The organism is Nocardia sp. NPDC056100 (assembly GCF_042266325.1).
GTDB lineage: Bacteria > Actinomycetota > Actinomycetes > Mycobacteriales > Mycobacteriaceae > Nocardia.
Genome location: NZ_JBHJVY010000001.1, coordinates 75,119 through 100,467 on the forward strand (window position 1 = coordinate 75,119; position 25,349 = coordinate 100,467).

At 66.4% G+C, this 25,349-nt stretch carries 26 protein-coding genes; 21 read left to right on the forward strand and 5 right to left on the reverse strand.

Annotation, left to right across the window (positions count from 1 at the left end; all coding sequences use genetic code 11):
* Positions 1-117 precede the first annotated feature (117 nt).
* Positions 118-996, forward strand: coding sequence for a carbohydrate ABC transporter permease (locus tag ACFC0O_RS00365; RefSeq protein WP_375955846.1), 879 nt, complete (start codon positions 118-120; stop codon positions 994-996).
* Positions 986-1,798: a carbohydrate ABC transporter permease gene (locus tag ACFC0O_RS00370; RefSeq protein WP_375952251.1), complete on the forward strand. Its 813-nt coding sequence runs from the start codon at positions 986-988 to the stop codon at positions 1,796-1,798. The genes ACFC0O_RS00365 and ACFC0O_RS00370 overlap by 11 nt, the downstream gene beginning before the upstream one ends.
* Position 1,799: 1 nt before the next feature.
* On the opposite strand, the gene ACFC0O_RS00375 is transcribed toward ACFC0O_RS00370, so the two are convergent.
* Positions 1,800-2,714, reverse strand: coding sequence for a LysR family transcriptional regulator (locus tag ACFC0O_RS00375; protein ID WP_375952253.1), 915 nt, complete (start codon positions 2,712-2,714; stop codon positions 1,800-1,802).
* A gap of 233 nt (positions 2,715-2,947) precedes the next feature.
* Here ACFC0O_RS00375 and ACFC0O_RS00380 point away from each other — a divergent pair, with 233 nt between their 5' ends.
* From ACFC0O_RS00380 to ACFC0O_RS00395, 4 genes are all read left to right on the forward strand, one after another.
* Complete coding sequence (locus ACFC0O_RS00380) at positions 2,948-3,382, forward strand: hypothetical protein (protein WP_364634772.1); 435 nt, start codon at positions 2,948-2,950, stop codon at positions 3,380-3,382.
* 23 nt (positions 3,383-3,405) lie between these two features.
* On the forward strand, positions 3,406-4,035 hold the full coding sequence (locus tag ACFC0O_RS00385; RefSeq protein ID WP_375952256.1) for a class I SAM-dependent methyltransferase: 630 nt from the start codon (positions 3,406-3,408) through the stop codon (positions 4,033-4,035).
* Positions 4,036-4,043: 8 nt separating this feature from the next.
* Positions 4,044-5,363, forward strand: coding sequence for a family 1 glycosylhydrolase (locus ACFC0O_RS00390; protein WP_375952259.1), 1,320 nt, complete (start codon positions 4,044-4,046; stop codon positions 5,361-5,363).
* A 176-nt stretch (positions 5,364-5,539) separates the two neighbouring features.
* Positions 5,540-6,871, forward strand: a complete 1,332-nt coding sequence (locus tag ACFC0O_RS00395; protein ID WP_375952260.1) for a family 1 glycosylhydrolase — start codon at positions 5,540-5,542, stop codon at positions 6,869-6,871.
* Position 6,872: 1 nt separating this feature from the next.
* On the opposite strand, the gene ACFC0O_RS00400 is transcribed toward ACFC0O_RS00395, so the two are convergent.
* A complete protein-coding gene (locus ACFC0O_RS00400; RefSeq protein WP_375952263.1) occupies positions 6,873-7,547 on the reverse strand; it encodes a MerR family transcriptional regulator in 675 nt (224 codons plus the stop codon).
* A 101-nt stretch (positions 7,548-7,648) separates the two neighbouring features.
* On the opposite strand from ACFC0O_RS00400, the gene ACFC0O_RS00405 reads away from it, so the two are divergent.
* From ACFC0O_RS00405 to ACFC0O_RS00415, 3 genes are all read left to right on the forward strand, one after another.
* Positions 7,649-9,373 carry a GMC oxidoreductase gene (locus ACFC0O_RS00405; protein WP_375952266.1) on the forward strand — a complete coding sequence of 575 codons (1,725 nt, stop codon included), beginning with the start codon at positions 7,649-7,651 and terminating at the stop codon, positions 9,371-9,373.
* Between the two features lie 84 nt (positions 9,374-9,457).
* Positions 9,458-9,739 carry a hypothetical protein gene (locus tag ACFC0O_RS00410; protein WP_364634790.1) on the forward strand — a complete coding sequence of 94 codons (282 nt, stop codon included), beginning with the start codon at positions 9,458-9,460 and terminating at the stop codon, positions 9,737-9,739.
* Positions 9,736-10,083: a regulator gene (locus tag ACFC0O_RS00415; RefSeq protein WP_375952269.1), complete on the forward strand. Its 348-nt coding sequence runs from the start codon at positions 9,736-9,738 to the stop codon at positions 10,081-10,083. The genes ACFC0O_RS00410 and ACFC0O_RS00415 overlap by 4 nt, the downstream gene beginning before the upstream one ends.
* A 55-nt stretch (positions 10,084-10,138) precedes the next feature.
* Here ACFC0O_RS00415 and ACFC0O_RS00420 read toward each other — a convergent pair whose 3' ends face one another.
* Entirely contained in the window at positions 10,139-10,903 is a 765-nt protein-coding gene (locus tag ACFC0O_RS00420; protein ID WP_375952272.1) for a helix-turn-helix domain-containing protein, read from the reverse strand.
* An 89-nt stretch (positions 10,904-10,992) separates the two neighbouring features.
* On the opposite strand from ACFC0O_RS00420, the gene ACFC0O_RS00425 reads away from it, so the two are divergent.
* On the forward strand, positions 10,993-11,799 hold the full coding sequence (locus tag ACFC0O_RS00425; RefSeq protein WP_375952275.1) for a sulfite exporter TauE/SafE family protein: 807 nt from the start codon (positions 10,993-10,995) through the stop codon (positions 11,797-11,799).
* Positions 11,800-11,803: 4 nt separating this feature from the next.
* Here the strand turns inward: ACFC0O_RS00425 and ACFC0O_RS00430 are convergent, their stop codons facing one another.
* Positions 11,804-12,283 carry a hypothetical protein gene (locus tag ACFC0O_RS00430; protein WP_375952278.1) on the reverse strand — a complete coding sequence of 160 codons (480 nt, stop codon included), beginning with the start codon at positions 12,281-12,283 and terminating at the stop codon, positions 11,804-11,806.
* A gap of 233 nt (positions 12,284-12,516) precedes the next feature.
* Between ACFC0O_RS00430 and ACFC0O_RS00435 the strand changes: the two genes are divergently transcribed.
* From ACFC0O_RS00435 to ACFC0O_RS00475, 9 genes are all read left to right on the forward strand, one after another.
* Positions 12,517-13,038: a DUF2599 domain-containing protein gene (locus ACFC0O_RS00435; protein WP_375952281.1), complete on the forward strand. Its 522-nt coding sequence runs from the start codon at positions 12,517-12,519 to the stop codon at positions 13,036-13,038.
* Positions 13,039-13,165: 127 nt separating this feature from the next.
* On the forward strand, positions 13,166-14,434 hold the full coding sequence (locus ACFC0O_RS00440) for an aminotransferase class V-fold PLP-dependent enzyme (RefSeq protein WP_375952283.1): 1,269 nt from the start codon (positions 13,166-13,168) through the stop codon (positions 14,432-14,434).
* Complete coding sequence (locus ACFC0O_RS00445) at positions 14,431-15,705, forward strand: heavy-metal-associated domain-containing protein (protein ID WP_375952286.1); 1,275 nt, start codon at positions 14,431-14,433, stop codon at positions 15,703-15,705. Before ACFC0O_RS00440 ends, ACFC0O_RS00445 begins: the two co-directional genes overlap by 4 nt.
* Positions 15,702-17,183 carry a decarboxylase gene (locus ACFC0O_RS00450; protein ID WP_375952289.1) on the forward strand — a complete coding sequence of 494 codons (1,482 nt, stop codon included), beginning with the start codon at positions 15,702-15,704 and terminating at the stop codon, positions 17,181-17,183. The genes ACFC0O_RS00445 and ACFC0O_RS00450 overlap by 4 nt, the downstream gene beginning before the upstream one ends.
* The gene (locus tag ACFC0O_RS00455; RefSeq protein ID WP_375952292.1) at positions 17,183-18,514 is read left to right on the forward strand and encodes a pyridoxal-phosphate dependent enzyme; all 1,332 of its coding nucleotides are present in this window, start codon (positions 17,183-17,185) and stop codon (positions 18,512-18,514) included. Before ACFC0O_RS00450 ends, ACFC0O_RS00455 begins: the two co-directional genes overlap by 1 nt.
* 111 nt (positions 18,515-18,625) lie before the next feature.
* On the forward strand, positions 18,626-20,494 hold the full coding sequence (locus ACFC0O_RS00460; RefSeq protein ID WP_375952294.1) for a Na+/H+ antiporter: 1,869 nt from the start codon (positions 18,626-18,628) through the stop codon (positions 20,492-20,494).
* 162 nt (positions 20,495-20,656) lie between these two features.
* Positions 20,657-21,046 (forward strand): hypothetical protein, encoded by a 390-nt coding sequence (locus ACFC0O_RS00465; protein WP_364634815.1) that lies wholly within the window; start codon positions 20,657-20,659, stop codon positions 21,044-21,046.
* 99 nt (positions 21,047-21,145) lie between these two features.
* Positions 21,146-21,769, forward strand: coding sequence for a TetR/AcrR family transcriptional regulator (locus ACFC0O_RS00470; protein WP_375952298.1), 624 nt, complete (start codon positions 21,146-21,148; stop codon positions 21,767-21,769).
* Between the two features lie 100 nt (positions 21,770-21,869).
* The gene (locus ACFC0O_RS00475; protein WP_375952301.1) at positions 21,870-22,757 is read left to right on the forward strand and encodes an alpha/beta fold hydrolase; all 888 of its coding nucleotides are present in this window, start codon (positions 21,870-21,872) and stop codon (positions 22,755-22,757) included.
* A 1-nt stretch (position 22,758) separates the two neighbouring features.
* Here ACFC0O_RS00475 and ACFC0O_RS00480 read toward each other — a convergent pair whose 3' ends face one another.
* On the reverse strand, positions 22,759-23,907 hold the full coding sequence (locus ACFC0O_RS00480; protein ID WP_375952304.1) for an FAD-dependent oxidoreductase: 1,149 nt from the start codon (positions 23,905-23,907) through the stop codon (positions 22,759-22,761).
* Positions 23,908-24,047: 140 nt separating this feature from the next.
* Here ACFC0O_RS00480 and ACFC0O_RS00485 point away from each other — a divergent pair, with 140 nt between their 5' ends.
* Together ACFC0O_RS00485 and ACFC0O_RS00490 are read left to right on the forward strand one after the other, a co-directional pair.
* Entirely contained in the window at positions 24,048-24,671 is a 624-nt protein-coding gene (locus tag ACFC0O_RS00485; protein ID WP_375952307.1) for a TetR/AcrR family transcriptional regulator, read from the forward strand.
* A 99-nt stretch (positions 24,672-24,770) separates the two neighbouring features.
* Positions 24,771-25,334, forward strand: coding sequence for a PadR family transcriptional regulator (locus ACFC0O_RS00490; RefSeq protein WP_364634828.1), 564 nt, complete (start codon positions 24,771-24,773; stop codon positions 25,332-25,334).
* The last annotated feature ends 15 nt before the right edge of the window (positions 25,335-25,349 follow it).

Here is a 25,349-nt window from a genome sequence, read left to right on the forward strand (position 1 = left end):
GGGGGGCCCTCCCACCCCGCCCCCCCTACCCCTCAGTCCCCGCGGCGGGTGCCCCCGCGCCGGGGGGGGGGGGGGGGGGGCCGCGGCCCCCCCCCCCCGCCACCGTGGCGGCAGCGAATCCGGCGGCGCCTCGGCCGCACGGTGGTGCCGTACCTCTACCTCGCCCCGGCGCTGATCCTGCTCGTGGTGTGGACCTATCGGCCGCTGGTGCAGGCGGTGCAGCTGTCCACCTATTCGTGGAACCTGCTGCCGACCGCGCCGATGAAGCCGGTCGGCACCGCGAATTACGAACGCCTGGTGGAACTTCCGGCCTTCTGGGATTCGGTCGGGCGCACCGGGGTGATGATTCTCGGGCTGCTGCCGTTCACGGTCGTGCTGCCGGTGCTGCTGACCTTCGCGGGCCGGCGCATCGGCAGGCGCTCGCGGGCGGTGTATCAGGCCATGGTGTTCGCGCCGTTCCTGGTCGCCCCGGTGGCCGCGGCGGCGGTATGGCGCTGGCTGCTGCATCCGGGCAGCGGATTCGTCGACCGGATGCTGGGGTCGGACCGGAACTGGGTATATGACTCGGCCACAGCGCATTTGGTGATCATCGGGATCACAGGATGGCAGCTGCTCGGGTTCGCACAGTTGGTGGTATCGGCGGGCGTGGCCGCGATCAGCGGCGATTACGAGGAGGCCGCGCGCGTCGACGGCGCGAGCAGCGGTCAGATCCGGCGCTGGATCACATTGCCGCTGCTCTCACCCACGCTGGTCTTCCTGGTGCTGACCACGGTGCTGTTGAGTCCCACGCTCACCTTCCCGCTCATCGATTCCATGACCCAGGGCGGGCCCGCGCAGTCCACCACGAATATCTACTACCTGTTGTGGGAGTACGCGTTCCACAGCTTCGACGCCGGGCTCAGCGCCGCGGCGGGTGTGCTGCTGTTCGTCGGCTTCGCCGCCGTCGCCGGGGTACTGGTGTGGCTCTCGGAAAAGGTGACCTTCCATGATGATTGACCGAATCCAGCGGGTCGGCGGGCATCTGCTGCTGGGTGCGACGGCGCTGGTGTGCGCGTTCCCGATCTACTGGTTGTTCGCCACCAGCCTGCGCCGCCCGCAGGACGTGTCCTCGCTGGCTCCGCTGCCGTGGCCGCTGTCCACGGCCAGTTACGCCGATGCGGTGGACAAGGTGGATCTGCCTCGGCTGCTGTGGAATACGTTCCTGATGGCGGCGGGTTCGGCGGCCGGGCAGTTGCTCATCGCGTTGCTGGCCTCGTACGCGTTCGCCATGTACACCTTCCCGTTCCAGCGGCTGCTGTACCTGGCGTTCGTGGGCACCTGGCTGGTGCCGTTCCAGGTGTCGATGCTGCCGAACTACCTGCTGCTCAGCAGGTTGGGGCTATTGGACACGCTGGTCGGGACGGTGCTGCCGACGCTGTGCTCGGCACTGGCGATCCTGCTGCTGCGCCAGCATATGGCCGCGTTCCCCAAGGAACTGGTCGCGGCCGCCCGAGTGGACGGCCGCTCGTCCTGGTCCATTCTATGGACGGTGGTGGTGCCCAATCTGCGGCCCGCGCTCGCGGCGCTGGGCATTCTGCTGTTCATCAATGCCTGGAACGAGTACTTCTGGCCCGCGATCGTGCTGCGGCGCTCCAATGCGGTTGTGCAGCTGGGGCTTCGGAGTTTCATGGGCACCGAGGGCGAACAGTGGGGTCCGCTCATGGCGGTGGCCGGTGCGGCGTGTCTGCCGGTGCTGCTGCTGTATCTGGTGTTGCAGCGTCAGATCGTGGACGGGTTCGTGCGATCGGGATTGAAGTGAGTCAGGCCGGAATACGGGCGGGCTCGGGGGCTTCCAGACAATCCAGGAATAGCGAGACCGCCGGATTGTCCTCCTCGGCCCGCCACACCGCGTACAGATCCAGGGTCGGCACCGGGTCCACCAGTTTCACCGCGATCGAGCTACTGCCGGGCGTACCCATACCCATGGAGATCGCGCGCGGCAGTGAGGCGAACCCGACCATCGGCCGCACCGACACCATATGCGCGGTCGCACCCGGATCGTCGGCGTAATGCCCGACGGTCAGACTGATCCGGGTCTGGGCGGCCGCGCGGAAGATCACGTCGTACATGGCGGGGCACTGCTCGCGCGCGAACAGCACGCACTCCTGCCCCGCCAATTCCGCGAACGGCACCCCGGCGCGCTCGGCCCAGCGATGCCCGCGACCCACCACCGCCACCAGCGGAACCCGGTGCAGCATACGGCGATACCGGAATTCGGCGGTGCTGGGATGGCCGTACACCAGCGCGACATCGAGGGTGCCGTCGGACAGTCCGTCCAATTGCGGCCCGGTGCGCTTCTCCCACAGCGATACCGCGATATCGGGATGCCGTTCGGTCATGCGCACCAGCGCATCGGGAAGCACATGGCGGCTGGCGGGCACGTTGTAGCCGACGTTCACCGTTCCGGAGCGACCCTCGGCGGTGGCGCGCGCGGCGCGGGCGGCCCGTTCCACCTGGGCCACGATCTGCCGGGCCTGGATCTCGAATTCGCGCCCGGCGGCGGTGAGGCGAACCTCGTGCGAATTGCGGGCTACCAGTTGCGCTCCCACCGATTTCTCCAGTTTGCGCAATTGCGCGCTGAGACTGGGCTGGGTGATGTGCAGGCGCAGCGCGGCCCGGCCGAAATGCAATTCCTCGGCCAGCGCGATGAACGACACCAGATGTCGCAGCTCCATGGCGACGACTCCTTCCCTCTCGGGGGTCACGCTAGCCCCGGCGGATAACCGCCGATGAATCTCATCCGCACATCGGTGGCCGATCCCATTGCGGGCGGGTGAACGCTGGTACCCGGCTGCCTGATCGAGGTCGGTGCGGCAACCGAAGTGCCTGTCACACGGCAAACTTCGGGCCGTTTCGTGATGTAAAGCTTTCCTTGACAAGGCTATTCGTGTAAAGGCAGCATTTACATATGAACGATCCGCAGCACCGAGACCCCGCCGACGAACGCGCGGTCCTCGCGAAACTCCTGTCCACCAATGCCGCCTTCCTGGCCGAGGTCCTGCACCCCGCCGAAGGTGCGCCCACCCCCTCGGTCATGGCCGCCCTGCGCGCGGCCCGCTCCCTCGACAGTGTCGTGGACGATGTCCTGCGCTCACTGGTGCAGCAGGCCCGCGATGAAGGCCGCACCTGGGCCGAGGTCGGCGAGGTCTTCGGCACCTCGCGCCAGGCCGCCTTCCAGCGCTTCGGCACCGGCGGTATGCCGATACCGCCCGCGCCGCCCGCACCCCACTTCCCGAAGATGCCCGATATGCCGCCCATGCCAGAAATGCCGAAAGTGCCGCCGATGCCGCACATTCCGGGCTGGCCGCCCACCCCGCCGACACATCAGCACCCCGGCCCCTGATCGCCCCGCCGCCGAATCCCATGATGGACACCGCCGACCCGGTCCCGCGCACGGCGAACCACCGCCGACTCCTGGCCGCGGCCCGCTGCCGATTCGCCGAGGATCGCCTCGCGGACGCCGTGAGCGCGGGCGTCGGCCAGCTGATCCTGCTCGGGCCCGCCCTTGATACCTTCGCCCGCCACAATCCCTATCCCGGACTCCGCGTCTTCGAGGTGAGATCCGATCTCTCCACGCGGACAACAGTTTTCAACCCGCCCGGCGCTCTCACCCTGCCGGACCTCGAATTCACGCTCCCGGCAACGGATTTCGATCTTCGAGCACCGGTTTTCATAGTCGGGTTGGGAGCTCGGTCCCGATCCGGAGACTTCGCGCCCTGCGATTTCGGTTCACTCGCTCGCAGCGCAGCTTCTCTCGGCACCTTTGCGACCGGGTCGGAGATTGTCCTCGACTACCTGCCCGGAGGCCGTCCGCCCGTCGCCCAACTGCTGTGCGACACGGGGTTCGAGGTGCTGGAGGATCTCGGTGCGACGGCATTAGCCTGCCGCTATCTCGATCGCCCGATCGAGCCGGGGCATTCGGGCGAACCCCGTGTGATTCGGGCACGGGTCCGCAATAATGCTGGACGCCCGCTCAGTTCGATTGCTCTCGCCTGAGGAGATCCATGCGCCAGCACACCCGCCGTCACGCACTCGCCACCCTGGCCGCCGTCGCGACCGCACTGATGGCGACCGGCGCACCGGCGCAGGCGAGCCCGGCGGGCGTGCCGGGTATGGGCGACGGGTTCTACTGGGGTGTGGCCTCGGCCGGATTCCAATCCGAAGGGCATGCGCCGGACAGTAATTGGCTGCGCTACGCCAACTCCCATGCCGACTATGACCGATACGGGGACAGCGTCGATTTCTACACGCGCTACGCCTCCGATATCGCGCTGGCCAAGAGCCTTGGGGTGAATGTGTACCGGATCAGCGTCGAATGGGCACGGGTGCAGCCTCAGCCCGGGGTGTGGGATGACGCCGGATTCGCCTTCTACGACAGCGTGATCGCGGCCATCCGCGCGGCCGGAATGCGGCCGATGCTCACCCTGGACCACTGGGTGTATCCCGGCTGGGAGGCCGATCGCGGCGGCTGGGCCAACCCGGGCATGGTCGATGACTGGCTCACCAATATGCGCAAGGTGGTGGATCGGTACGCGAGCGCCGATCCGCTGTGGGTGACCATCAACGAACCCGCCGCCTACATGATGAACGAGGTCCGCAATGGCGGATTGCCGGTCACCGACATTCCTGTCATGCAGGATCGACTCGCCCTGGCGCACAACAGCATCTACGACCACATCCATGCGGTGCAGCCGGGTGCGATGGTGACCAGCAATGTCGCCTACATTCCCGCGGTCGATCCGGCGGTGAACGGGGCGATGCTCGACAAGATCGGGGCCAAGCTCGATTTCGTGGGCATCGACTACTACTACGGCATGTCTCCCGAGGTGGCGGCGCAGTTCACCGCGTACGCGCAATCGGCGCTGTGGAGCCTGCCCTTGCAGGCCGACGGCATCTACTACACTCTTCGGCATTTCGCGCGGCTGTTCCCGGGCAAACCGCTCTACATCATCGAGAACGGTATGCCCACCGAGAACGGGCTGCCGCGATCGGATGGCTACACGCGCGCGGATGATCTGCGCGACACCATGTATTGGCTGCAGCGCGCCAAGGCCGACGGTATGAACATCATCGGCTACAACTACTGGAGCCTGACCGACAATTACGAATGGAGTTCCTACACACCCCGTTTCGGGATCTACACGGTGGATGTGCTGACCGATCCCAGCCTGACCCGCCGTCCCACCGATGCCGTGGACGCCTACCGGCTGATCACCCGCGACGGCGGGGTCGCGTCCACCTATCTGCCGACGCGCGCGCCTGCGGCCTGCTCGCTGGTCGACGCACTCGACAGCTGCGCGGATCCGGTGACACTGCCGCGCTGATTCCCGCCCGGCACGGCTCCTGGTCCGCATTCAAGCCGCGCGCCCGGTCCGCACCGTCGTAACACACGTCACATCCGCATCATGCGACACGCAAGTCGTGAGCGAATTTTCAGCTATCCGCCGGTTAGGCTCCGAATCGGGACATTCCGACCACGGGTCCCGGAGGAGGAGCTTCGATGCGCACACGGCTGCACCGTCTCGTCCTGGCGGGGATCGCCACGGCCTCGACACTGCTGCCGGTCGCCGCGGTGGGATCCGCGACACCGCCCGCACCGACGGCCACCGCGCACGGATCGCTCGGGGAGAACTTCATGTGGGGCGTGGCCGCGTCGGGCTTCCAGTCCGAAGGTCATGCGCCGGACAGCAATTGGGAACGGTACATCCAGAACAACCCCGATTGGGACCGGTACCGCAACTCCATCGACTTCCGCTCCCGGTATCCCAATGACATCGCCCTCGCGGCCGGACTGGGTGTGAAGGTCTTCCGCATCGGCATCGAATGGGCACGCCTGCAACCCACCCCGGACACCTGGGACGAGAACGGCTTCGCCTTCTACGACTCGGTCATCGACACCATTCTCGAGAACGGCATGCAACCCATGCTGACCCTGGATCACTGGGTGTATCCGGGATGGGCGCTCGATCGTGGCGGCTGGAACAACCCGGGCATGGTGCAGGACTGGCTCACCAATATGCGCAAGGTGGTGGACCGGTACGCGTCGCGAAATCCGGTGTGGGTCACCGTCAATGAGCCCGTGGCGTACATCATGCACGAGGTGCGGCAGAACGACACCGTCGCCGATCACATGCTCGACGAGGTCGCCCAGGCGCATAACGAGATCTACGACTACATCCATCAGGTGCAGCGCGGGGCGCTGGTGACCAGCAATGTCGGCTATGTCGCGGGCGCGGAGAACAAGGTCAACGGCCCGCTCATGGAGCGCATCGGCGCCAAACTCGATTTCATCGGCGTCGACTACTACTTCGGGTACGAGCCGCCGTCGAACTCGGTGTCCCAGCCCGACGGTTCGGCCGCAGCGCCCAAGGGCATGTGGGAGCTGCCGGTGCGGCCCGAGGGCATCTACTATGCGCTGCAACACTATTCGGAGAAGTTCCCGGGTAAGCCGCTGTGGGTGGTGGAGAACGGTATGCCCACCGAGGACGGCAAACCGCGCGCGGACGGCTACACCCGCTCCGATCATCTGCGCGACACCGTGTACTGGTTGCAGCGCGCCAAGGCCGACGGCATGAACGTGGTCGGCTACAACTACTGGAGCCTGACCGACAATTACGAATGGAGTTCGTACACACCGCGTTTCGGGCTCTTCACGGTGGATGCGAAATCCGATCCGAATCTGAAGCGCACGCCGACCGACGCGGTGGACTCCTATCGCCGCATCGTCGCCGCCAACGGGGTGCCCTCCACCTATGTTCCGGTGCGACTGCCCTCGGAGTGCGGGCTGGTCGATCCGCCCGCCAGTTGCGATGATCCGGTCACGGTTCCGTAGGTCAGTCCTCGAGTTCGCGCACCGCGCGCTCGATCTCGGCTGCCAGGGTCGCCCCGCCCACCTCGCGCGCGGCGGCCCGGTAGCGCTCCTGGAAGCGAATCAGGTCCGGGCGCACGCCTTCTCCGCCGTAACTGGTGCCGACCGCGTCACGGAACGCGCGCACCATCTCATCGGCCAGATCGGCGATACGGGTGCGGATCAGGGTGCGCAGGGTGCCCGAGAGCGAAATATCGGTGCCCACGTCATAGAGGACCAGCGCGCCGGTGAGCATGGCGGGCTCGGGAATTCGCCAGCGCTGCCCGTGCGGTTGCACATAACCCGCGCTCACCAGTTCCTCGAGAATTTCCGGGCGGCGATCGCCGAGCACTTCGCTGAGTTGATCGTCATCGATGACCGAACCGGGTTCGGTATCGGGATTGCGCGGGTCGAACAGTTCACGCCAATCCCCGTCCGCGGGCACCTCGGCATCGAGTACCTCGCGAATCGCGTCCAGGCGCAGACCGCGCGCCTGCATGGCCGCGATCGCCTGCAACCGTTCCAGATGATCGTCCCCGTAGACCGCTTCCTTACCCGCCCGGCCGGGCTTGGGCAGCACACCGAGCGAGTGGTAGTAGCGGATGGTGCGTGCGGGCACCCCGCTGAGTTCGGCGAGCTGGGAGCGGCTGTATCGATCCACGCGATCAGCATAGAGTCCGCAACCCGCCTACGTTGACAGTGGAAACTGTCCGCGTTAGCGTAACCGCCGCCACACTGTCGACGACGACAAGGGAGTTTGCGATGAACCGACGCGAGACCGATTTCGATGTACTCATCGTCGGATCCGGATTCGGTGGCAGCGTCACCGCGCTGCGCCTGACCGAAAAGGGTTACCGCGTCGGGGTACTGGAAGCCGGTCAGCGTTATGCCGATGACGAGCTGCCCGATACCAGCTGGGATCTGCGCAAATTCCTGTGGGCGCCTAAACTCGGCTGCTACGGCATCCAGCGCATTCATCCGCTGCGCGATGTGCTGATTCTCGCGGGCGCGGGCGTCGGCGGTGGGTCGTTGAATTACGCGAACACCCTGTATGTGCCGCCGACGCCGTTCTTCGAGGACGCGCAGTGGCGCGATATCACCGACTGGCGCGCGGAACTGCTGCCGTACTACGAGCAGGCCAAGAAGATGCTCGGGGTGGTGCAGAACCCGCATATGACTCCGGCCGATGAGGTGTTCAAACAGGTCGCCGAGGATATGGGCGTGGGCGACACCTTCGTGCAAACTCCCGTCGGTGTGTTTTTCGGTGAACCGGGCAAGAAGGTGGCCGATCCGTATTTCGGCGGCGCGGGGCCCGAGCGCACCGGCTGCATCGAATGCGGTGAGTGCATGACCGGCTGTCGCCACAATGCCAAGAACACGCTGGTCAAGAACTACCTATATCTCGCGGAAAAGGCGGGGGCACAGGTGGTTCCGATGACCACCGTCTCGGCGTTGCGCCCGCTGCCGGATGGCACCTGGGATGTGGACACCGTGCGCACCGGCAGTTGGTTCCGTAAACAGCCCAAGACCTACACCGCCGCACACGTGGTGCTGGCCGCCGGAACACGCGGCACGCAGAAGCTGCTGTTCGCCATGCGCGACAAGGGAACTCTGCCGAATCTGTCCGAGCGCTTGGGTGTGCTGACCCGCACCAATTCCGAATCGATCGTCGGCGCGGCCACTCGCAAGGTGAATCCGGATCGCGATTTCACCCGCGGTGTCGCCATCACCTCCTCGATCCACCCCACGCCGGACACCCATATCGAACCGGTTCGCTATGGCAAGGGTTCCAATGCGATGGGCCTGCTGCAGACCCTCATGGTCGACGGCGGCGGGCGGATGCCGCGCTGGCTGCGGTTCCTGTGGACGGTGATCCTGCATCCGCTGACGCTGTTGCAGTTCATGTCCGTCAAGGACTGGAGTGAGCGCACCGTCATCTCGCTGGTGATGCAGAACCTCGACAATTCGATCACCACGTTCACCAAGCGCGGACTGTTCGGGCGCACGCTGAGCTCCAAACAGGGCCACGGCGAACCGAATCCGACCTGGATTCCGGCGGGCAACGAGGTCACCCGCGCGGTGGCCGACAAGATCGGCGGCGTCGCGGGCGGCTCCTGGGGTGAGGTCTTCAATATCCCGCTGACCGCGCATTTCCTCGGCGGTGCGGTGATCGGCGCGGATGCCAGCAGCGGTGTCATCGACCCGTACCACCGCGTCTACGGCTACCCGACTTTGAGCGTGGTCGACGGTGCGGCGGTCTCGGCGAACCTGGGTGTGAACCCGTCGCTGACCATCACCGCGCAGGCCGAGCGGGCGGCGGCCATGTGGCCGAACAAGGGTGAGGTCGATACCCGTCCCGAGCCCGGCACCGGCTATCAGCGCATCGCACCGGTGACCCCGAAGCAGCCCGTGGTCCCGGCCTCGGCTCCGGCCGCGCTGGTGCTGCCCATCGTCGAGATCCGCACCGGTTCCTCCGAATCGGCCTGATTTCCGCCCGCTTTCCGCCAAGCCCCGATCCCATCTCGGTATCGGGGCTTCTATCTGCGGAGATGCTCCCTGTATTCTCGAAGTGTGGGTTACGAGTGGCTGCTCTCGGCAGCGATGAACCTCAGCGGCGGTCTCACCACCGATGAGGTGCTCCGGGCACTAGCCGACGCGGAACACCGCTGGGTGCAATCGGTCTTCACCAAAACCGGCGCCCCCGGCCTGTCCGTGTGGACTCGTACCGCCACCGGGAAGCCCATCCTGGTGGTGTTGCGCCCACTCGGCGGTTTCGATCATCAGATCGTCTTCGCCGCACCGATGACACCCCACCAGGTGACCGCTTTCGAGGAATGGGAGGCGAACCAATGAGCAAGCGCAACAATGAGTTCCGCGACCTGGCCGAAGCAGAGGATCTCGCCGCGGCCGCGGCCGCCGGCGAATTGATCTACGGCGCGAGCGTGGACGCCGACGACGTACTCCCCCCGCCCGCCAAAGTCCCCGACAGCGCCGAGGACACCCTCGTGGTCACCACGGTCCGCCTCACCGTCCGCCAGCGCCGCCGCGCCGAGGAAATCGCCCGCAAACGCGGCACCGACCTCACCGCCCTCATCCGCGCCTGGGTCGACGAAGGCATAGCCGAGGACAGCGACGACTACAACGTCTCCGCCGCCGAGGTAAAACGCCTCCTCGCCGGCCTGCGCCGCATCGCCTGACAGCGCGGTCCTCCGGTAGCGCGGTACCCGGATCGCCCGCGCACCGATCGCGATCTCACGCGGTGCGAAACGCGCTCGGCGCGGTTCCCGTCTCGCGCTGGAACATGACCGAGAACGCGGCCGGAGTGTCGTAGCCGAGGTCCATGGCGACCGAAGTCACCGTGGCTCCGCCCATCAGCGCGTGCATGGCATGTGCGACACACGCCCGCTGCCGCCACTGCTGGAAGGTCAGCCCGGTCTCGGCCCGGAACCGCCGATTGAATGTCCGTGTGCTGACCCGCATCCGCCCCGCCCAGTCATCGGGTGTGGACCTGATCGTCGGGGCATGCTGGAACCCCGCACACAATTCCCGCAACTCGGCCGATACCGGCAGTGGAATCTCGAACGGCACGGGTGTCAGCGTCCGCAACTCGTAGAGAATGAGATCGCTCAGCGTGCCGTCCCGGCCGCGAATGTTGTACTCGGGCACCATATCCACCGCCGCGAAGATCAATTCGCGCAGCATCGCCGACACCTCGACCACCTGACAGCGCGCCGGAAACCACGGCACCGCGGCGGGTTCCAGATACAGGCTGCGAGTGCTGACACCCTCCATCAGCACCTCATGATCGACGCCGGGCGGAATCAGCACCGCGCGCCGGGTCGGCACGGTCCAGGTGCCGTGCGCGGTATCGACCCGCATGATGCCGGTCGCGGCGTACAGCACCTGCGCGCGTCGATGCCGATGCGCGGGCAGCAGACGCCGCGCCGGGTAGTCGGTGCCGATGGCCAGAATGGCGCGCTCGATCGAATCGACCTCGGCCACCGGCACATTCCGCACGCTCGCCACCCTAGCCGGTGTCGGATTCTCTAAAGATGGTGGCGATTCCTCGAATGCACGTCACCGTGCTCCGGCCATACGGTGCCAAAGTGTCGACGATCTTGATCTTGCTGCTGGCCGGGTGTGTCATCGGGGCCACCACCGTGCTGTTCGGATTCGGCGGTGGGTTCGTCACCGTCCCGGTCGTTTACGCGGTCTCGGCCACCACCGGCACCGCAGAGGCCATGCACGTGGCGGTCGCGACTTCGACGGCCGTCATGATCGTGAACGCCGTTATCGCGACCCTCGCGCACACCCGTTCGGGACTGCTGCGCCGCGAATACCTCTGTCCGCTGGCGGGATTCATCGCGATCGGCGCGGTCCTCGGGGTACTGGCCGCGAATCTCGTGTCCGATCAGGTGCTGCGGCTGCTGTTCGTGGCGTATCTGGTGGTCGCTATCGCGGACATCTGTCTGCGCCGGGGATTTCTCGCCCGGACGGCGCCTGCCGATATCCCGCCCATGCCCGTCGGCAATGCGATGTCGATATTCGGTGGTATCGGAATCGGGGCGGTCGCGGCGTTCCTCGGGGTGGGTGGCAGCGTTTTGACGGTGCCGCTGTTGCGGCGGCGCGGGCTGGCGATGGCCGAGGCGACCGCACTGGCGAATCCGCTCAGCGTGCCCGTGGCCGTCGTGGCCACCGTCATGTATTCCCTTGCCGCACCCGCGACTTCGCGCACCGGGTTGGTCGGGCACGTCGATGTCGTGGCGGCGGTCGCACTGCTGGCGGGGTCACTGCCGACCATCGCGGCGACCAAGCGGTCGCTCGTCAAGATTCCCGATCACGCGCATGCGATCGGGTACCCCCTGCTGCTGACCGTCGTGCTGATCGCGATGGGCGCGACCATCATCGGATGATCGGTCAGCGGGCGTGGATGTGGGCTATGCCCATCGGGGAGGTTGGGGGTGGGACGTCGCCTGCGGGGGCGCGGAATTCCTGGAGGGCGGGCAGGACGTCTATGTGGCGGGCCGCGTAGCAGCGGACCTGTGGGAGGGCGTAGCCCACTTCGGTGCGTTCGAGGGGTTCGGCGTCGATGTAGCCGACCTGGTCGAGGTTCACGCCGAGGGTTTGGGCGATGCGGGTGATGGCGGCGGATTTCTTGCCCCAGCCGACTTCCACGGCGGCGAAGCGGTCGTGCAGGCCGTGTTTGCGTAGCTGCGCGACCGTCCAGGAGAGTTCGCCGCGGCTCGCGACGGCGTGCATGACGCCGCGTTCACGCAGGATGCGCAGGGCGCGCACCGCTTCGGCGCGCAGTGCGCCATCGGTGGAATCGCAGACCACGCCGTCCCACAGGGAGTTGTCCACCTCCCACACAAGACATTTCACCGTCGGTGTGTTCATCGTGCCCCTACAGTCGTCCCAGCCTCAGCCACATCCGGTTCCCATGTGCAGGGCGGCCCCCACTTTCGAGAACCGCCCGGCCGTGACATCGTAGGGTCCGTCTGGGCCAATACACCAGCGCTGGCAAATCCGAGACGATGTCCCCGGAGTGCCGACGCGGTGGGCGTGAGCGTTCGATAATGGGCGCTGACGTGGTCCGATACGATCGCGAGTAAGGGAAAGGGGCGTGGCCGATGCGGCAGCGCTGGAAGCTCACCGGTGGCCTGCTCGCGCTGGCGGTCTCGCTGAGTGGTTGCGGAGCGGCCGAGGAATCCTCCCCCGTGATCGTCGGATCGCTCAGCACCACCGTGCCCATCCCGGCGGCCGCACCGCCGCCGGCCGCCGCCACCGGACGCCCCATCGCCGATCCCACGGTGTCCCAACTGCCCGCCGTCGACGCGTACGCCGACCGGAATCTCATCGACCGCACCGAATGGACCGACGCGGTCGACGGCCGCCGACTACTGGTGTACCCCACCGACGCCGGACGCAAGGACACCTTCCCGACCGCGGGCGAGCGCGCCTGGCAGGAAGTGCTCACCGACTCCCCCGATGCCGACACACCCGGTATGCGTGATCAATTCATCTGCCACTGGGAGTGGGCGCGCCTGGTCGCACCCGATAAGCCGAGCTGGAATCTGGAGCCGTGGCGGCCCGCCGTCGGCTATCAGGCCACGGTGAACGCCATGTGCAATCCCGGCGGACCCGAACGCTGACGCCTCCTTCGCGGCGGTAACGAGAATATTCCGCGAAACCGCTTGCCCGCGAGAACCTTCGAGCCGATCTGAAAAATTGCGTATCGTTGGTGGCGTCCAGCGCCAACTCCTCGGAGGGAGCGGCACGGTGCGGTCCTGTGCGCATTCGTCCACCGCCGGGCCCCCCGCCCGGGAACCGGCGCTGTCGCGCCGCATGTTCCCCGCGCTGCGCGAAAGCGGTGAGGTGTATCTGGATTCGGCGTCCACCACGCAGAAACCGGAATCGGTGATCGCGGCGATCAGCGAATATCACAGCGCGCGCACCGCCAATGCCGGGCGTGGCGCGTACGCGTGGTCGACCAGTCTGACGCGCGAGATCGAAGGCGTGCGCGAGCGCATGGCGGGCTTCATCGGCGCGCACACCGACGAGGTGGTGTTCACCGGCGGATCCACCGCGGGACTGAACGCGATCGCACTGTCGTGGGGGCTGACCAACCTGCGCGAGGGCGATGAAATCCTGTACAGCCCACGCGATCACGCCTCGAACGTGTATCCGTGGGTGCAGTTGCGCCAACTCCTGGCCGGATTCGGTCGCACCATCACTTTGGTGCCGTATCGGGTGAACGGACTCGGCGAAGCCGATATCGAGGACATTGCCGCGAAGATCGGCCCACGCACCCGGATGATCACCGTCGGACATCTGCATCACGTGTTCGGGTCGCTCAGCACGCTCGAGGAATTGCGCGGGCGCATCGATCCGTCCATCGCACTGTGTTTCGACTGCAGCCAGTCCGGCGGGCATCTGCCGGTGCGGGTCGGTGACCTCGACGCCGATTTCGCGGTCTTCGCCGGGCACAAGATGTTCGGTGCGCCCGGCACCGGGGTGCTGTACTGCCGCCGCCGTCGCCACGCCGAGCTGTCCCCGTTCCTGCCGGGCGGCAATTCCGGTGTCACCCTGGATGATTCGGGCCTGCGCGCGGGCCCGATGCCGCAGCGCATGGAGGGCGGCACCCCCAATATTCCGGGCATCCTGGCGCTCGGCGCGGCCCTGGACGTGCTGGACAATATCGGCCTGGACACCATCCACACCCATAACTGGGCGCTCACCCAGCGGCTCATCGCGGGCCTGCGCCCCGTCCCGGGCCTGGAGTTCGCGCCCGGCCCCGCCTATGCCCCGTGCGAAACCGGTTACGGCATAGTGTCTTTCACGCTCGCCGGGATCAGCGTCAATGACCTCGGCTTCGTCCTGGGTGAACTCGGTTTCCTGGTGCGCTCGGGCGCACACTGCGTGCCCGCGAACAACGCACCGGGAGAAGAGGATTCGGTGCGGGTCAGCACCCACATCTACAACACCCTCGACGAGATCGACCGCTTCACCCACAGTGTCGCCACGATTGCCGAGGAGGTCTCCTCATGACGACCAATGGTCACGAACCACGCTACGACCGGCGCGCGGCTTCGCGTGTACTGGCCGTGCTGGCCCGGCCGGGCCTGTTGGCGGGGGTCACCACCCCGGCGGGCGGGCGCATCGAATACACCTGCGCGCCACTGCGTCCGGAGCCGGGATCGCATTTGACGCTGTCGCAGCGGTTGTATCTGGAACGCTTCATGCGCCCGTGCCGGGCCGATCAGGTCACCAGCGCCACCCACCGCATCGCCTGGACCGATAGCGACGGCATCCCCAATACCGGGCACTTCCACTCCGGCGGACTGGGACCGATCGTGCCGATCGCCATGCGCGAGACGGTGCTGACGCTGTGGCACGCGCTCAATGCCGATACCGCGCTGGCGCACCGCATTTCCGACCTCACCGAGCGCGAGCGCGATGTGCTCGAGGGCACCACCACCGATCACGAACCCCTCGATATCTTCCGGGTCGGCATCGAGGCCTGCGGGCGCGCGCTGGCACAGCACGCCCTGCTCGCACGCTGGACCCCGTACCGCACCCCGGTCGAATTCGCGCTCGGCATGCGCGATTCCGGCATCTACAGCGCGGTCGCGACCCGCTGGTTCTGGGAGCTGCAAGCCTCGAGCTATCGGCGCGGCATGATCGCGGTCACCCTGACCACCCAGCCCGATGGCACGGTGCGCTATTCGGCCGAATCGGTGGCGACCCTGCGCGCGATGAAGGATATGACCATCGAGGACGCGCACCGGGTCATGCGGCGCGCCACCCACACCGAGGGATTGAGCGTCGGCGAGGCCATCGCCAAGTACCACGATGAACTGGATCTGATCTCGCGTCAGTACGCGCTGCTGCCGCCCGGCACCCGCCCCGCCTGTCTGGCCGCCATGCCGCATCAGCTCGACGGCGCGCACTACAGTCTGCTGCCGCTGGTGGTGGATCGGTTCACCGAGGTGTTCACCGCGCTGGCCGATCGGCTCACCGTTGCCGAAGTACCCGTCGAAACCGCGTCGGACAGCGCCGAACTCGCCGCCGAGGAGCAGATCTTCTACGTCCCCGATATGACCTGCAAGCACTGTGTGCGCACCATTACCGGGGTGCTGGAGTCGATGGATATCGGGGTGCACGATATCGACCTGATCTCCAAGCGGGTGCGCGCGGAATTCCGCAGTCCGCGCAATCGCCAGCGCGCGTTCGACGCGCTGCGCGACAGCGGCTACAACCCCTCCACCGCTCGCCCCGCGACCGCGGAACCCGTATCCGCCACCGAAACCGCGGTATGACCGCTCGGACTCCGCCGCGCTTGCCGGCGAAGATCGATCCGCTGGTGCGCGCCTTCCTGGCTGCCCCCGGCGCGGCCCAGGCCGCCCTGGACACGTACTCCTCTCCCGCGCATCTGGTGTTCCCGCAGGTGTTCGCCGAGAATTTGGGGCGGCTGCGGGCGGTGCTCGACCGCGGAATGCCCTATCGGATCTGTTACGCGCACAAGGTGAATCACTCGCGGGCGTTCGCGCGCACCGCCGAGCGGGCCGGGATCGCGATCGATGTGGCCTCGCGCGCCGAACTGGCCGGGGCGCTCGGGGCGGGCTTCGATCCGTCACGTGTCGAGGTGACCGGGCCCAAGGGTGAGGGTTTCCTGCGCGATCTCATCGGCACCGGGGTGACCGTCAATGCCGACAATATCTGGGAGCTGACGCGAATCGCCGACCTCGCGGAGGCCGGTGCGCGAGTGCCGGTGCTGGTGCGGCTCTCGGGTTTCGCGGGCACCCCGGTGAGCCGATTCGGTATCCCGCTGCGCCAGGTCGACGAGGTGTTCGAGGTGCTCACCGCCCGGCGCGACCGGATCGCGTTCCGCGGCTTCGCCTTCCATATCGACTCCGGTGAGCCGGGTGAACGCCTGCGCGCGGTGGAGGCGTGCCTGGAACTGACCGAACGCGCTTACGCGCACGGCCTGGCCCCGACGGTGATCGATATCGGCGGCGGTTTCCGGCAGGTGTTCACCGATGACGCCGACGCCTTCGACGCCTATGTGCTGGCCCTGCGCGAATCACTGCTCGGGCGCGGCGAGCCGATGGCGTGGGGCGGCAATACCTTCGGCTTCCATCTCGACGGTGGCGCGGTGCACGGCACACCGGTGTTCCACAAGTACGCCAATACCGTGCCTGCCGATCGCATGCTCGCCGATCTGCTCGATGCCGGACTCGACGCGCACGGTGGGCGCAGTTTCGCGCAGCTCGCCGCGGAGAATCTGCTCGAGGTCTGGCTCGAACCGGGTAAGGCGCTGGTCGATCATGCGGGAATCACTCTCGCCCGTGTCGAGTTCGTCAAGGAGACGGCCGACGGCAGCGTCCTGGTCAATCTCGATATCAGCCGCGATACCGTCACGCCCGCCGATCAGGAGGTGATGGTGGATCCGCTGCTGCTGCCGGAGAACCCGCACGCGAATTCCGGTGCGACGGGAGTGTTCCTGGCCGGGCGGTTATGCCTGGAACGCGATCTGATCACCAATCACAAGGTGTGGTTCGCCCAGCGCCCGCAATCCGGCGATATCGTCGCCTTCCCCAATACCGCTGCCTACCATATGGATTTATCGGCAGCGCGTGCGTCGATGCATACCCTGCCACCCAAACTCGCTGTGGTGCACCGGCCGGGGAAATCCGCCGGTCCCGGCGGTTTCGAGATCTGCCACGATGCGGAATACGAGCCCGAAAACCTTGCGGTGCCGCGGCCGTCGAGTCCGGAATGGCACGGGGTGCGGTAATGCGCTACGACCACATCACCGAACTCATCGGCAATACTCCGCTGCTGCGCCTGGATCCGGCCGTGCACGGACTCGGCAATGTCGAGCTGTACGCGAAACTGGAGTTCTACAACCCCTTCGGCTCGGTGAAGGACCGCGTCGCCTGGGGCATGATCCGCGATGAACTCGATGCGATCATCGCGGGCGGACAGACCCTCATCGAAGCCTCGAGCGGCAATACCGCCAAGGCACTGCGCATTCTGGGCGCCATGCACGGAATCGGGTTGCGCGCGGTCACCAATCGCATCCGGGTGAACGAAGTCCGCGATCTGCTCCAGCTTTTCGGCACCGATATCGAGGAACTCCCCGGCTTGTCCGAATGCCCGGACCCGACCGCGCCCAATGACGTGTACTCGGTCATCGAATCGACCATGGCGAAAACCCCGGGGGCGTGGCATCACCCGTCGCAGTACACGAGTGAGAAGAATATCGAGGCCCACTACGAGGGCACCGGCCGGGAAATCCACGAGGACCTGTCACGTGACGGGATCACCCGCGTCGACTATCTCATCGGCGGTTTGGGCACCACCGGCTCCACCCGCGGCGCGGCAACGTTTCTGCGCAAACACAATCCGGAGTTGAAGGCCATCGCGGTGGTCTCCGAGCGCAGCGATTTCATTCCCGGCATTCGCTCGGAAACCGAGATGTGGGATGTGGGCCTGTTCCAGCCCGACTTCTACGATCGCATCATCGCGGTGGAAGCCGGAATGGCAGTCGATGCAACGGTCGAACTGGCCACCCGGCACGGCGTTCTCGCCGGTCCCACCAGCGGGGCCACCTACGCGGCGGCGCTGGAACATTTGCGCGCACTGCCACTTTCGGCCGATCAGCCGTATACGGCGGTGTTCATCGTCTGCGATCGCATCGAGCCGTATCTGTCCTACATTCGCAAACGCCGACCCGAACTGTTCGGGCGCAGCAGTCGGCCCGCCGCACCCGATGCCGCCGAACTGGCTGCCACACCGACTCTTTCCCCCGAGGCATTGGAAACCCTCGACCGCGACGCACGTCCCACCATTGTCGACACTCGCGGCGCGATGGCCTATCGCATCGCCCATGTGCCGGGTGCGATCAATATTCGCGATGACCAACTCGACGACATGCTCGTGCAGGGTGTGCCGTTCCCGCGCTCGCGCCCGGTGGTATTCGTCTGTCCCGTCGGTGAATTGTCCCTGCGGTTCGCGGCCCTGGCCCGTCGCGCGGGCTATGAAGCCTTCAGCCTCGCGGGCGGAATCGCGGCCTGGCGCGATAGCGGTAAACCCATGGAGTCCGCACCGCGCGCCCAGACCTGACCGGCATCCGATGATCGGCCGCGCCCGCAAGTGCCTGGTCAATCGATCAGCGCGGTCGGACACACCCCGCCGATGCGCGAATCGGACACTCGCCCTGGCACGATAAGCCTCGTGGAGTTGGCGTTCGGGCTCGTCGTGCTGGTGGCGGTAGCGGTCGCGTTGGCGGCGCTGGCCCGTCGCATGGGTATGGGTGAGCCGTTCGTGCTCACCATCGCCGGGGTGGCGGCCTCCTATCTGCCCTTCGTGCCCGAGTTCGATATCGAACCCGAACTCGTGTTGCTGGGTCTGCTGCCGCCGCTGCTCTATACGACCGCGATCCGGACCTCGCTGGTGGACTTCCGGCCCAAGAAGGTCTCGATCACCATGCTCTCGGTCGGATTGGTGCTGTTCACCGCGTTCGCGGTGGGCGGGGTCGTGTATTGGCTGCTGCCGGTGCCGTTCTCGGCGGCGATCGCCATCGGCGCGGTGGTGGCCCCACCCGATGCGGTCGCCGCGACCGCGGTCGCGCGCCGGGTGGGTATGCCGCGACGGCTGGTGACCCTGCTCGAGGGTGAATCGCTGTTCAATGACGCGACCGCGCTGGTGACCCTGCGCACCGCGATCGCGGCCATGGCGGGCGCGATCACCATGTGGGAGGCGGGCGCGGATTTCCTGGGCGCGGCCGGCGGCGGTGCGCTCTTCGGTGTGCTCGCCGCGCTGGTGCTGGCATTCCTGCGCCGCCGCATCAACGATCCGGTGCTGGACACCAGTGTGTCGCTGCTCGCGCCGTGGATCGCGTATCTGCCCGCGGAATCGCTGCACGCCTCCGGGGTGATCGCGGTGGTCACCTGCGGGCTGATCCTGGGTCACGGTGCGCCGCACTGGCAGTCCGCGGCCTCGCGCATCGCCGAGCACACCAATTGGAGCACCATCCAGTTCCTGCTGGAGAGTTCGGTCTTCCTGATCATCGGTTTGCAGGTGCGCCATATCGTCGAGGCGGCCTGGAACAGCGATCTGCCGCATTCGACCCTGTTGATCTCCTGTGTCGCGGTCCTCGCGACGGTGATTGTGGCGCGGCCGATCTGGATGTTCCCGGCCACCTACTTCTCGTGGTCGGTGGAGGGTCGACGCCAGGGCAAGGACAAACCGGCCTGGACCGGGCCAGCGGTGCTGTCCTGGGCGGGTATGCGCGGCGTGGTCACGCTGGCCGCCGCGCTGCTGCTCCCTGCCGACACGCCGGAGCGCGCCACGCTGATTCTGCTCGCGGTCGTGGTGGTGGCCGGAACATTGCTGCTGCAAGGGCTCTCACTGCCGCTGCTGGTTCGCACCCTGCGCCTGCGCGGACCCAGCCACGCCGAGGATCTGCTGCAGGAGGCGAACCTGCTGCAGCAGGCCACCGCCGCCGGGCTCGAAGCCTTGGAAGCCAATATCGGCGAGGAGACCCCGCCCGATATCGTCGATCAGCTGCGCTCGCTCGCCGTGGCCCGATCCCAATCGGCGTGGGAATTGCTGGGGCGCTCCGAATCCCAGCGCATCACCCCCAGCGGCGAATACCGGCGGCTGCGCCTTGCCATGCTGGCCGCCGAACGCGAAACCGTGCTGCGCGTGCGCGATGCGGGACTGGTCGAACACGAGATCCTGCAGGCGGTGATGGCCACCCTGGACCTGGAGGAATCCACCATCGAGCGGGTCGCCGAGGCCGATGACGACGGCCGCGAATTGCTCATGATCGCACCGGCTTCCGGCGGTTGCGAACATCTGCGCGAGGCCCCGCACACCAAGGTCCCCGACACCCCCGACGCCTGCGCCGAATGCCTGGACGAGGGTCTGGTGTGGGTGCATTTGCGCATGTGCCTGACCTGCGGGCATGTGGCCTGCTGTGATTCCTCGCAGGGCAATCACGCCACCAAGCATTTCAACAACACCGGACATCCGGTGATGCGCAGTGTGGAGCCTGGCGAATCCTGGCGCTGGTGCTATATCGACGAACTGCTCGGATAGCGACCGATTCGCAAGAGATCGCGCGGGCCATTGGGCCGCAACGCAATTCAGAACGAGTAGTCCGATACGCGCGTGTCGCGACCCCTGAATGCCGACACTTCATATATGCGCCGGATCGCGGCGCACGTAGTATTTCACCCTTCCTCAGGGGAGATGATCGATATGATCCGATCTCGAAAACCAGTTCTGGCCGCGAGCGCGGTCGCCGCCTCGGCGCTGGCACTGGTGCTGGCCGCACCCGATGCATCAGCGTACGTCACCAGCGTCTCTATCTCGTCGGGTTCGCTGGGCAATGGGTACGGCACCAACTGCTCGTACACCGTCACCGTGAACGGCAGTCCGAACGAGTACATCTGGCTGTATGACAGCAGCTCCTCGACGTTCAGCCCGCAGCAGGTGAGCCTGGGCAGCGGCGGCACCGCGACCTCGAGCTGGACTCCCACCTCCACCGGCACCCACTACGTGCAGGCTTGGAGCTACAACGGTTCCCAGTGGGCCACGGTGCAGGTCGGCACCGGTATCAACCTGGGCAGCGCCTGCCTGGTCAGCTGATCGGTTGCGCGGATGCTCGGCGGCGTCCGCGCTGCGTACCGGGGCACTCCGGCGCCGGGTGCGCACACGCGCCCGGCGCCGGGCACTACCCTGGACCCGGTGCAGACAGGCCAACCACCCTCCGACGCCGAACCTCGTATCTGGGGCGGAACCACCCTCACCGAACGCCGTGAGGCCCGGCGCGCCACGCTGCTGGACGCCGCCCTGGATCTGATCGGCGAATCCGGTGCGGGCGCGGTCACCATGCGCGCGGTATGCCGCACGGCCAATCTCACCGACCGGTATTTCTACGAAAGCTTCACCAGCCGAGACGAATTGCTCGATGTGCTGTACCGGCAGATCGCGGAGGAGTTCCTCGAGCCGATGACCGCCTTCGCGGTGGCCGATGATCCGGACCGCGATCGCGCGCTGTCCGAGGTGCTGGTCGACAAGGTGCTCGAGGATCCCCGCAAATCGCGACTGTTCCTGGTCGAGCCGTATTCCTCGACCGGGCTGGGCCAGACCACCATCGCGGTCATGCCCGCCTTCACCCGGTTGATCCAGGATCACCTGTTCGCCCATATCGACGATCCGGTGCGACGGCGGCTGGCGGCGGTGACCATGGCCAGCGGTAACGCGGGCATGTTCTCGGCCTGGTTGAACGGGACACTGCGCGCTTCACGCGATCAGATCGTGGATCACCTGGTGCAGACGATCGCGGCGTACCGCTCCATGTATCGCTGAATCGCGCCGATTTCGACGGCATTCCCGCACGTCATCATCATGGTACGGACATATCACTTATGTGGTACGTTTCTACCATCAACGGTGACAAGGGGAGGCCATGGCCAAGATCGGACGATTCAAGAACGACGCCGCGCGCGAGAATTTCCTGCGTGCCTACGCCGAGGCGGAAGCACTGTGGCCGCTGCCCGCGACCACCATGGATATCGCGACCTCCCTGGGCACCACGCATATTCGCCGTTCCGGTGCAGGTGAGGGCACACCGATCGTGCTGCTGCACAACTTCGGCGGCAACGGCCTGATGTGGCACGGAGTGATCGAGACCTTCGCACGCGATCGAGTCGTGTACGCCCTGGACACGGTCGGGACCGCCGGTCGCAGCGTCCAAACCGCGCCGCTGACAAAGGAATCCGACTTCGCCACCTGGCTGTACGAGGTCCTCGAAGCCTTGGATCTGGAGCGGGTGCACCTGGTCGGCTATTCGCATGGCGCGTGGCATGCCGCCGCCATCGCACTGCACGATTCGAGCCGGATTGCCGGCATCACCCTGATCGAACCCGGCGGCGTATTCACCAAACCGGCGTGGAAGATCCTGTTTCAGATGATCCGATTCGGCGTGGGTGGCAAGAGCGAGGAGAACCTGCGCAGGATGATGGAGTGGCTCTCCCCCGGGGTCACCCTCGATCCGCTGGAGCAGGCCCTGGTCGGACCGGCGATCGAATATCGCATGAAGATCGGCTGGGCGCGGGTGTTCACCGATGCCGAACTGCGAAGTCTCACCGTCCCGTCATTGACCATCTTCGGGGAGGATTCGCTGGTCGCGAATCTCGAGGCGACGTCCGCGCGTATCGCCGAACATCTTCCGCATGGGGAACTCGTGACCTATCCGAATACCGCGCACGGCATTCTGTTCCAGATTCCGGAGCGGATAGCCACTCGCACCATGGAATTCATCGCCCGGCACGATCGCGAATCCGCGGCGCGGTAGCTCATACCGCTTCGCCGAAAAGCTGTGCGGCCATGGCCAGGGAGCTGTCGATCGTCGCGAAACCCCTGGGGAGCATGACGGATTCGTAGGCGGCGACGGCTTCTCGTAGTGAGTGGTGACCGGCGGCCGCCAGCAATTCGGTGGCAAGGGTTTCCGCATCGCGTAGTGCGGTGTTCGCACCCACACCGCCGGTCGGGGGCATGGTGTGGATGGCGTCGCCGAGCAGGGTCACCGGGCCCGATTCCCAGGGCGGCACCGGTTCACCGGCGCGCAGGGCGATCGGGAAGAAGGATTCGGGATCGGCGTGGGCGAATAGCGCGCCGAGGGCCGGATGCCAGTGGGCGGTGGCGGTATTCGCGAGTTTCCAGAGTTCGTGCGGGGCGAGGCGCTGGAGTTCGGCGTGCGGTACGCCGAGGTGTTCGGGGGTCGCGAGCAGGGTGATCATCAGGTAGTCGGCGGCATCCGAGGGGAGGTTGCGGAAGCGCAGGGGTGCGAAACCCGCGCCGCAGCCGGTGCCGTCCGATACCCAGTTGAAGCCGTGTTCGAGCTCGGCGGGCAGCAGAGCCCGGGTGGTGTCGGTGAGGGTCATGCGGCCGTAGAGGCACCGCACGCCGAGGTCGCGGACCGTGGCGTGCGGAAGGAGTTCGCGGCGTACGGCCGAGCCGACGCCATCCGCGCCGATCAGCAGATCGCCTTCGGTGGCAGCGCCTTCGGCGAATCGGACCCGCACCCGTCCGGAGTCGGTGATCTCGTAGCCGGTGAGGGTATGCCCGAAGTGGACGCGATCGCCGAGGCCGGTGAGCAGTGCGCGCCGGAAGGTATTGCGGTCGACGTTGGTGATCAGCTCGTCGGTGATGCCCGGAAACTGTTGCCGCAGTGTCGGATCGAGCTGCTCGGTATACATCCCGAGCACGTCGTCATTGGTTCCACTGCTCGCGCGCACCAGGTCGAACACCGCCGGTGGCAGGCAGGTGCGCAGCGCGGTATTGCCGTCGGCGTCGATGTGGATGCGGAAGCCCTGATTGCGGATTCGAGGTGTCGGGTCCTGTTCGTAGACGGCCACTTCCAGGCCGCCGTGGTGCAGCGCCTGGGCGAGGGTGAGCCCGCCGATGCCCGCGCCCGCGATGAGGATTTTCGGTGATTTCGACATGTGTGTGTCCTTGTTCGGCCGGGTTCGGACCACCCGGCGAGGTGGTTCCAGGGTCCGATCCGGCGAGCGAATCTGTCAAGTGTTTGTTTGATTAATACATAGTTCTGTTTGAATCAGCCAGGTGAATGTATGATCCGAGCGTGCCCGAACCGAAGCCCCGCAGGTCGCCCAAGCCGCAGGATCGTCAGCGCGATCCCGAACGCACTCGCGCGCTGATCCTGGACGCCGCCGCCGCGGAATTCGGCGCGCACGGGTACGCGGGCGCGCGCATCGCCGCCATTTCCGCGCGCGCCGGGGTGAACGTGCAGCTCATTTCGTACTATTTCGATGGCAAAGAGGGCCTCTACCAGGCTGTTTCAGAGCGATGGCAGCAACGCCAGGCTGAACTGGTTCCGCCCGGCACTCCACTGCCCGAGCAGTTGCGCACCTATGCCCTCGAGGCCCTACACAATCCCGACGGCGCACGGTTGCTGGCCTGGACCGGTCTGCAATACAGCGCACCCGTCGACGATCCCGATCATGAACCGCGCGCCCGCATGCTCACCGAGAGCGTCGAGGAGCTGCGGGCCATGCAGGCGGCCGGGCAACTGCCCGCGGATCTGGATCCGGCGTACCTGCTGGTCATGCTGATGGCTGCGGCGATGGCCCCGACCACGCTGCCGCACATCATCGAGGGTGTGTGCGGGCAGGATCCGCGCTCGCCCGAATTCCTGACCCGCTTCGGGGATCAGATCGCTGCGCTCGCGCGCCATCTCGGCACCTAGGACACCGCGTAACAACCAGCCACACGGAAACCGTTGTACACCTGAGGAATTACGCCGCAGCCGTTGCTTCAGCACTATCTTAAGATATATCTTCAGCGGGTGGATCCGAGACGTTTGGCCGACTTCGCCGGTATCGGGCCCGGCAGTGGCCGGTTCTTCGGCACCGGTGAATTGCGGTTGGCGCTGCTGGCATTGATCGCCGAACAGCCGGGTCACGGATATGAGCTGATGTCCCGATTGGAGAAGCGCTGCGGCGGTGCGTACCGGCCCAGTGCGGGCGCGGTGTATCCGACCCTGCAGCAGCTCGATGACGAGGGTTTGGCCACGCTCGAAATCGACAGTGGCCGAAAGGTTTTCCATATCAGCCCGGCCGGGCGAACCGAGGTCGATCAGCATCGCGAGGCGATCGCGCGCATCTGGGCGCGCGCGGATGAGCGCGGTGAATGGGGCCTGTTCGGTGATCCCGACGCCGCCGAGATCATCAAACCGGTACTGCGCCTGTTCAAGGCGGCGGTATCGGTGGTGGTGCACGCGCACGGTGATCCCGCCGTGGTCGATCAGGTGCGCGCGATTCTCACCGATACCACTCGTGAACTGCAGCATCTCAAGACCGACGTGAAACGTCGGCAGCATCGCCGGCGGCGCGGCCGGCATATCGATTGACCCTTTCCGAATCGA

What these genes read in the sequence shown, in the direction of transcription:
- ACFC0O_RS00415 (WP_375952269.1), top strand. Translation starts at nt 9,736, where the DNA reads ATGAGCAAGCGCAACAATGAGTTCCGCGACCTGGCCGAAGCAGAGGAT.
- ACFC0O_RS00455 (WP_375952292.1), top strand. Translation starts at nt 17,183, where the DNA reads ATGCGCTACGACCACATCACCGAACTCATCGGCAATACTCCGCTGCTG.
- ACFC0O_RS00435 (WP_375952281.1), top strand. Translation starts at nt 12,517, where the DNA reads ATGCGGCAGCGCTGGAAGCTCACCGGTGGCCTGCTCGCGCTGGCGGTC.
- ACFC0O_RS00475 (WP_375952301.1), top strand. Translation starts at nt 21,870, where the DNA reads ATGGCCAAGATCGGACGATTCAAGAACGACGCCGCGCGCGAGAATTTC.
- ACFC0O_RS00395 (WP_375952260.1), top strand. Translation starts at nt 5,540, where the DNA reads ATGCGCACACGGCTGCACCGTCTCGTCCTGGCGGGGATCGCCACGGCC.
- ACFC0O_RS00430 (WP_375952278.1), bottom strand. Translation starts at nt 12,283, where the DNA reads ATGAACACACCGACGGTGAAATGTCTTGTGTGGGAGGTGGACAACTCC.
- ACFC0O_RS00375 (WP_375952253.1), bottom strand. Translation starts at nt 2,714, where the DNA reads ATGGAGCTGCGACATCTGGTGTCGTTCATCGCGCTGGCCGAGGAATTG.
- ACFC0O_RS00480 (WP_375952304.1), bottom strand. Translation starts at nt 23,907, where the DNA reads ATGTCGAAATCACCGAAAATCCTCATCGCGGGCGCGGGCATCGGCGGG.
- ACFC0O_RS00385 (WP_375952256.1), top strand. Translation starts at nt 3,406, where the DNA reads ATGGACACCGCCGACCCGGTCCCGCGCACGGCGAACCACCGCCGACTC.
- ACFC0O_RS00450 (WP_375952289.1), top strand. Translation starts at nt 15,702, where the DNA reads ATGACCGCTCGGACTCCGCCGCGCTTGCCGGCGAAGATCGATCCGCTG.
- ACFC0O_RS00405 (WP_375952266.1), top strand. Translation starts at nt 7,649, where the DNA reads ATGAACCGACGCGAGACCGATTTCGATGTACTCATCGTCGGATCCGGA.
- ACFC0O_RS00380 (WP_364634772.1), top strand. Translation starts at nt 2,948, where the DNA reads ATGAACGATCCGCAGCACCGAGACCCCGCCGACGAACGCGCGGTCCTC.
- ACFC0O_RS00370 (WP_375952251.1), top strand. Translation starts at nt 986, where the DNA reads ATGATGATTGACCGAATCCAGCGGGTCGGCGGGCATCTGCTGCTGGGT.
- ACFC0O_RS00390 (WP_375952259.1), top strand. Translation starts at nt 4,044, where the DNA reads ATGCGCCAGCACACCCGCCGTCACGCACTCGCCACCCTGGCCGCCGTC.
- ACFC0O_RS00445 (WP_375952286.1), top strand. Translation starts at nt 14,431, where the DNA reads ATGACGACCAATGGTCACGAACCACGCTACGACCGGCGCGCGGCTTCG.
- ACFC0O_RS00465 (WP_364634815.1), top strand. Translation starts at nt 20,657, where the DNA reads ATGATCCGATCTCGAAAACCAGTTCTGGCCGCGAGCGCGGTCGCCGCC.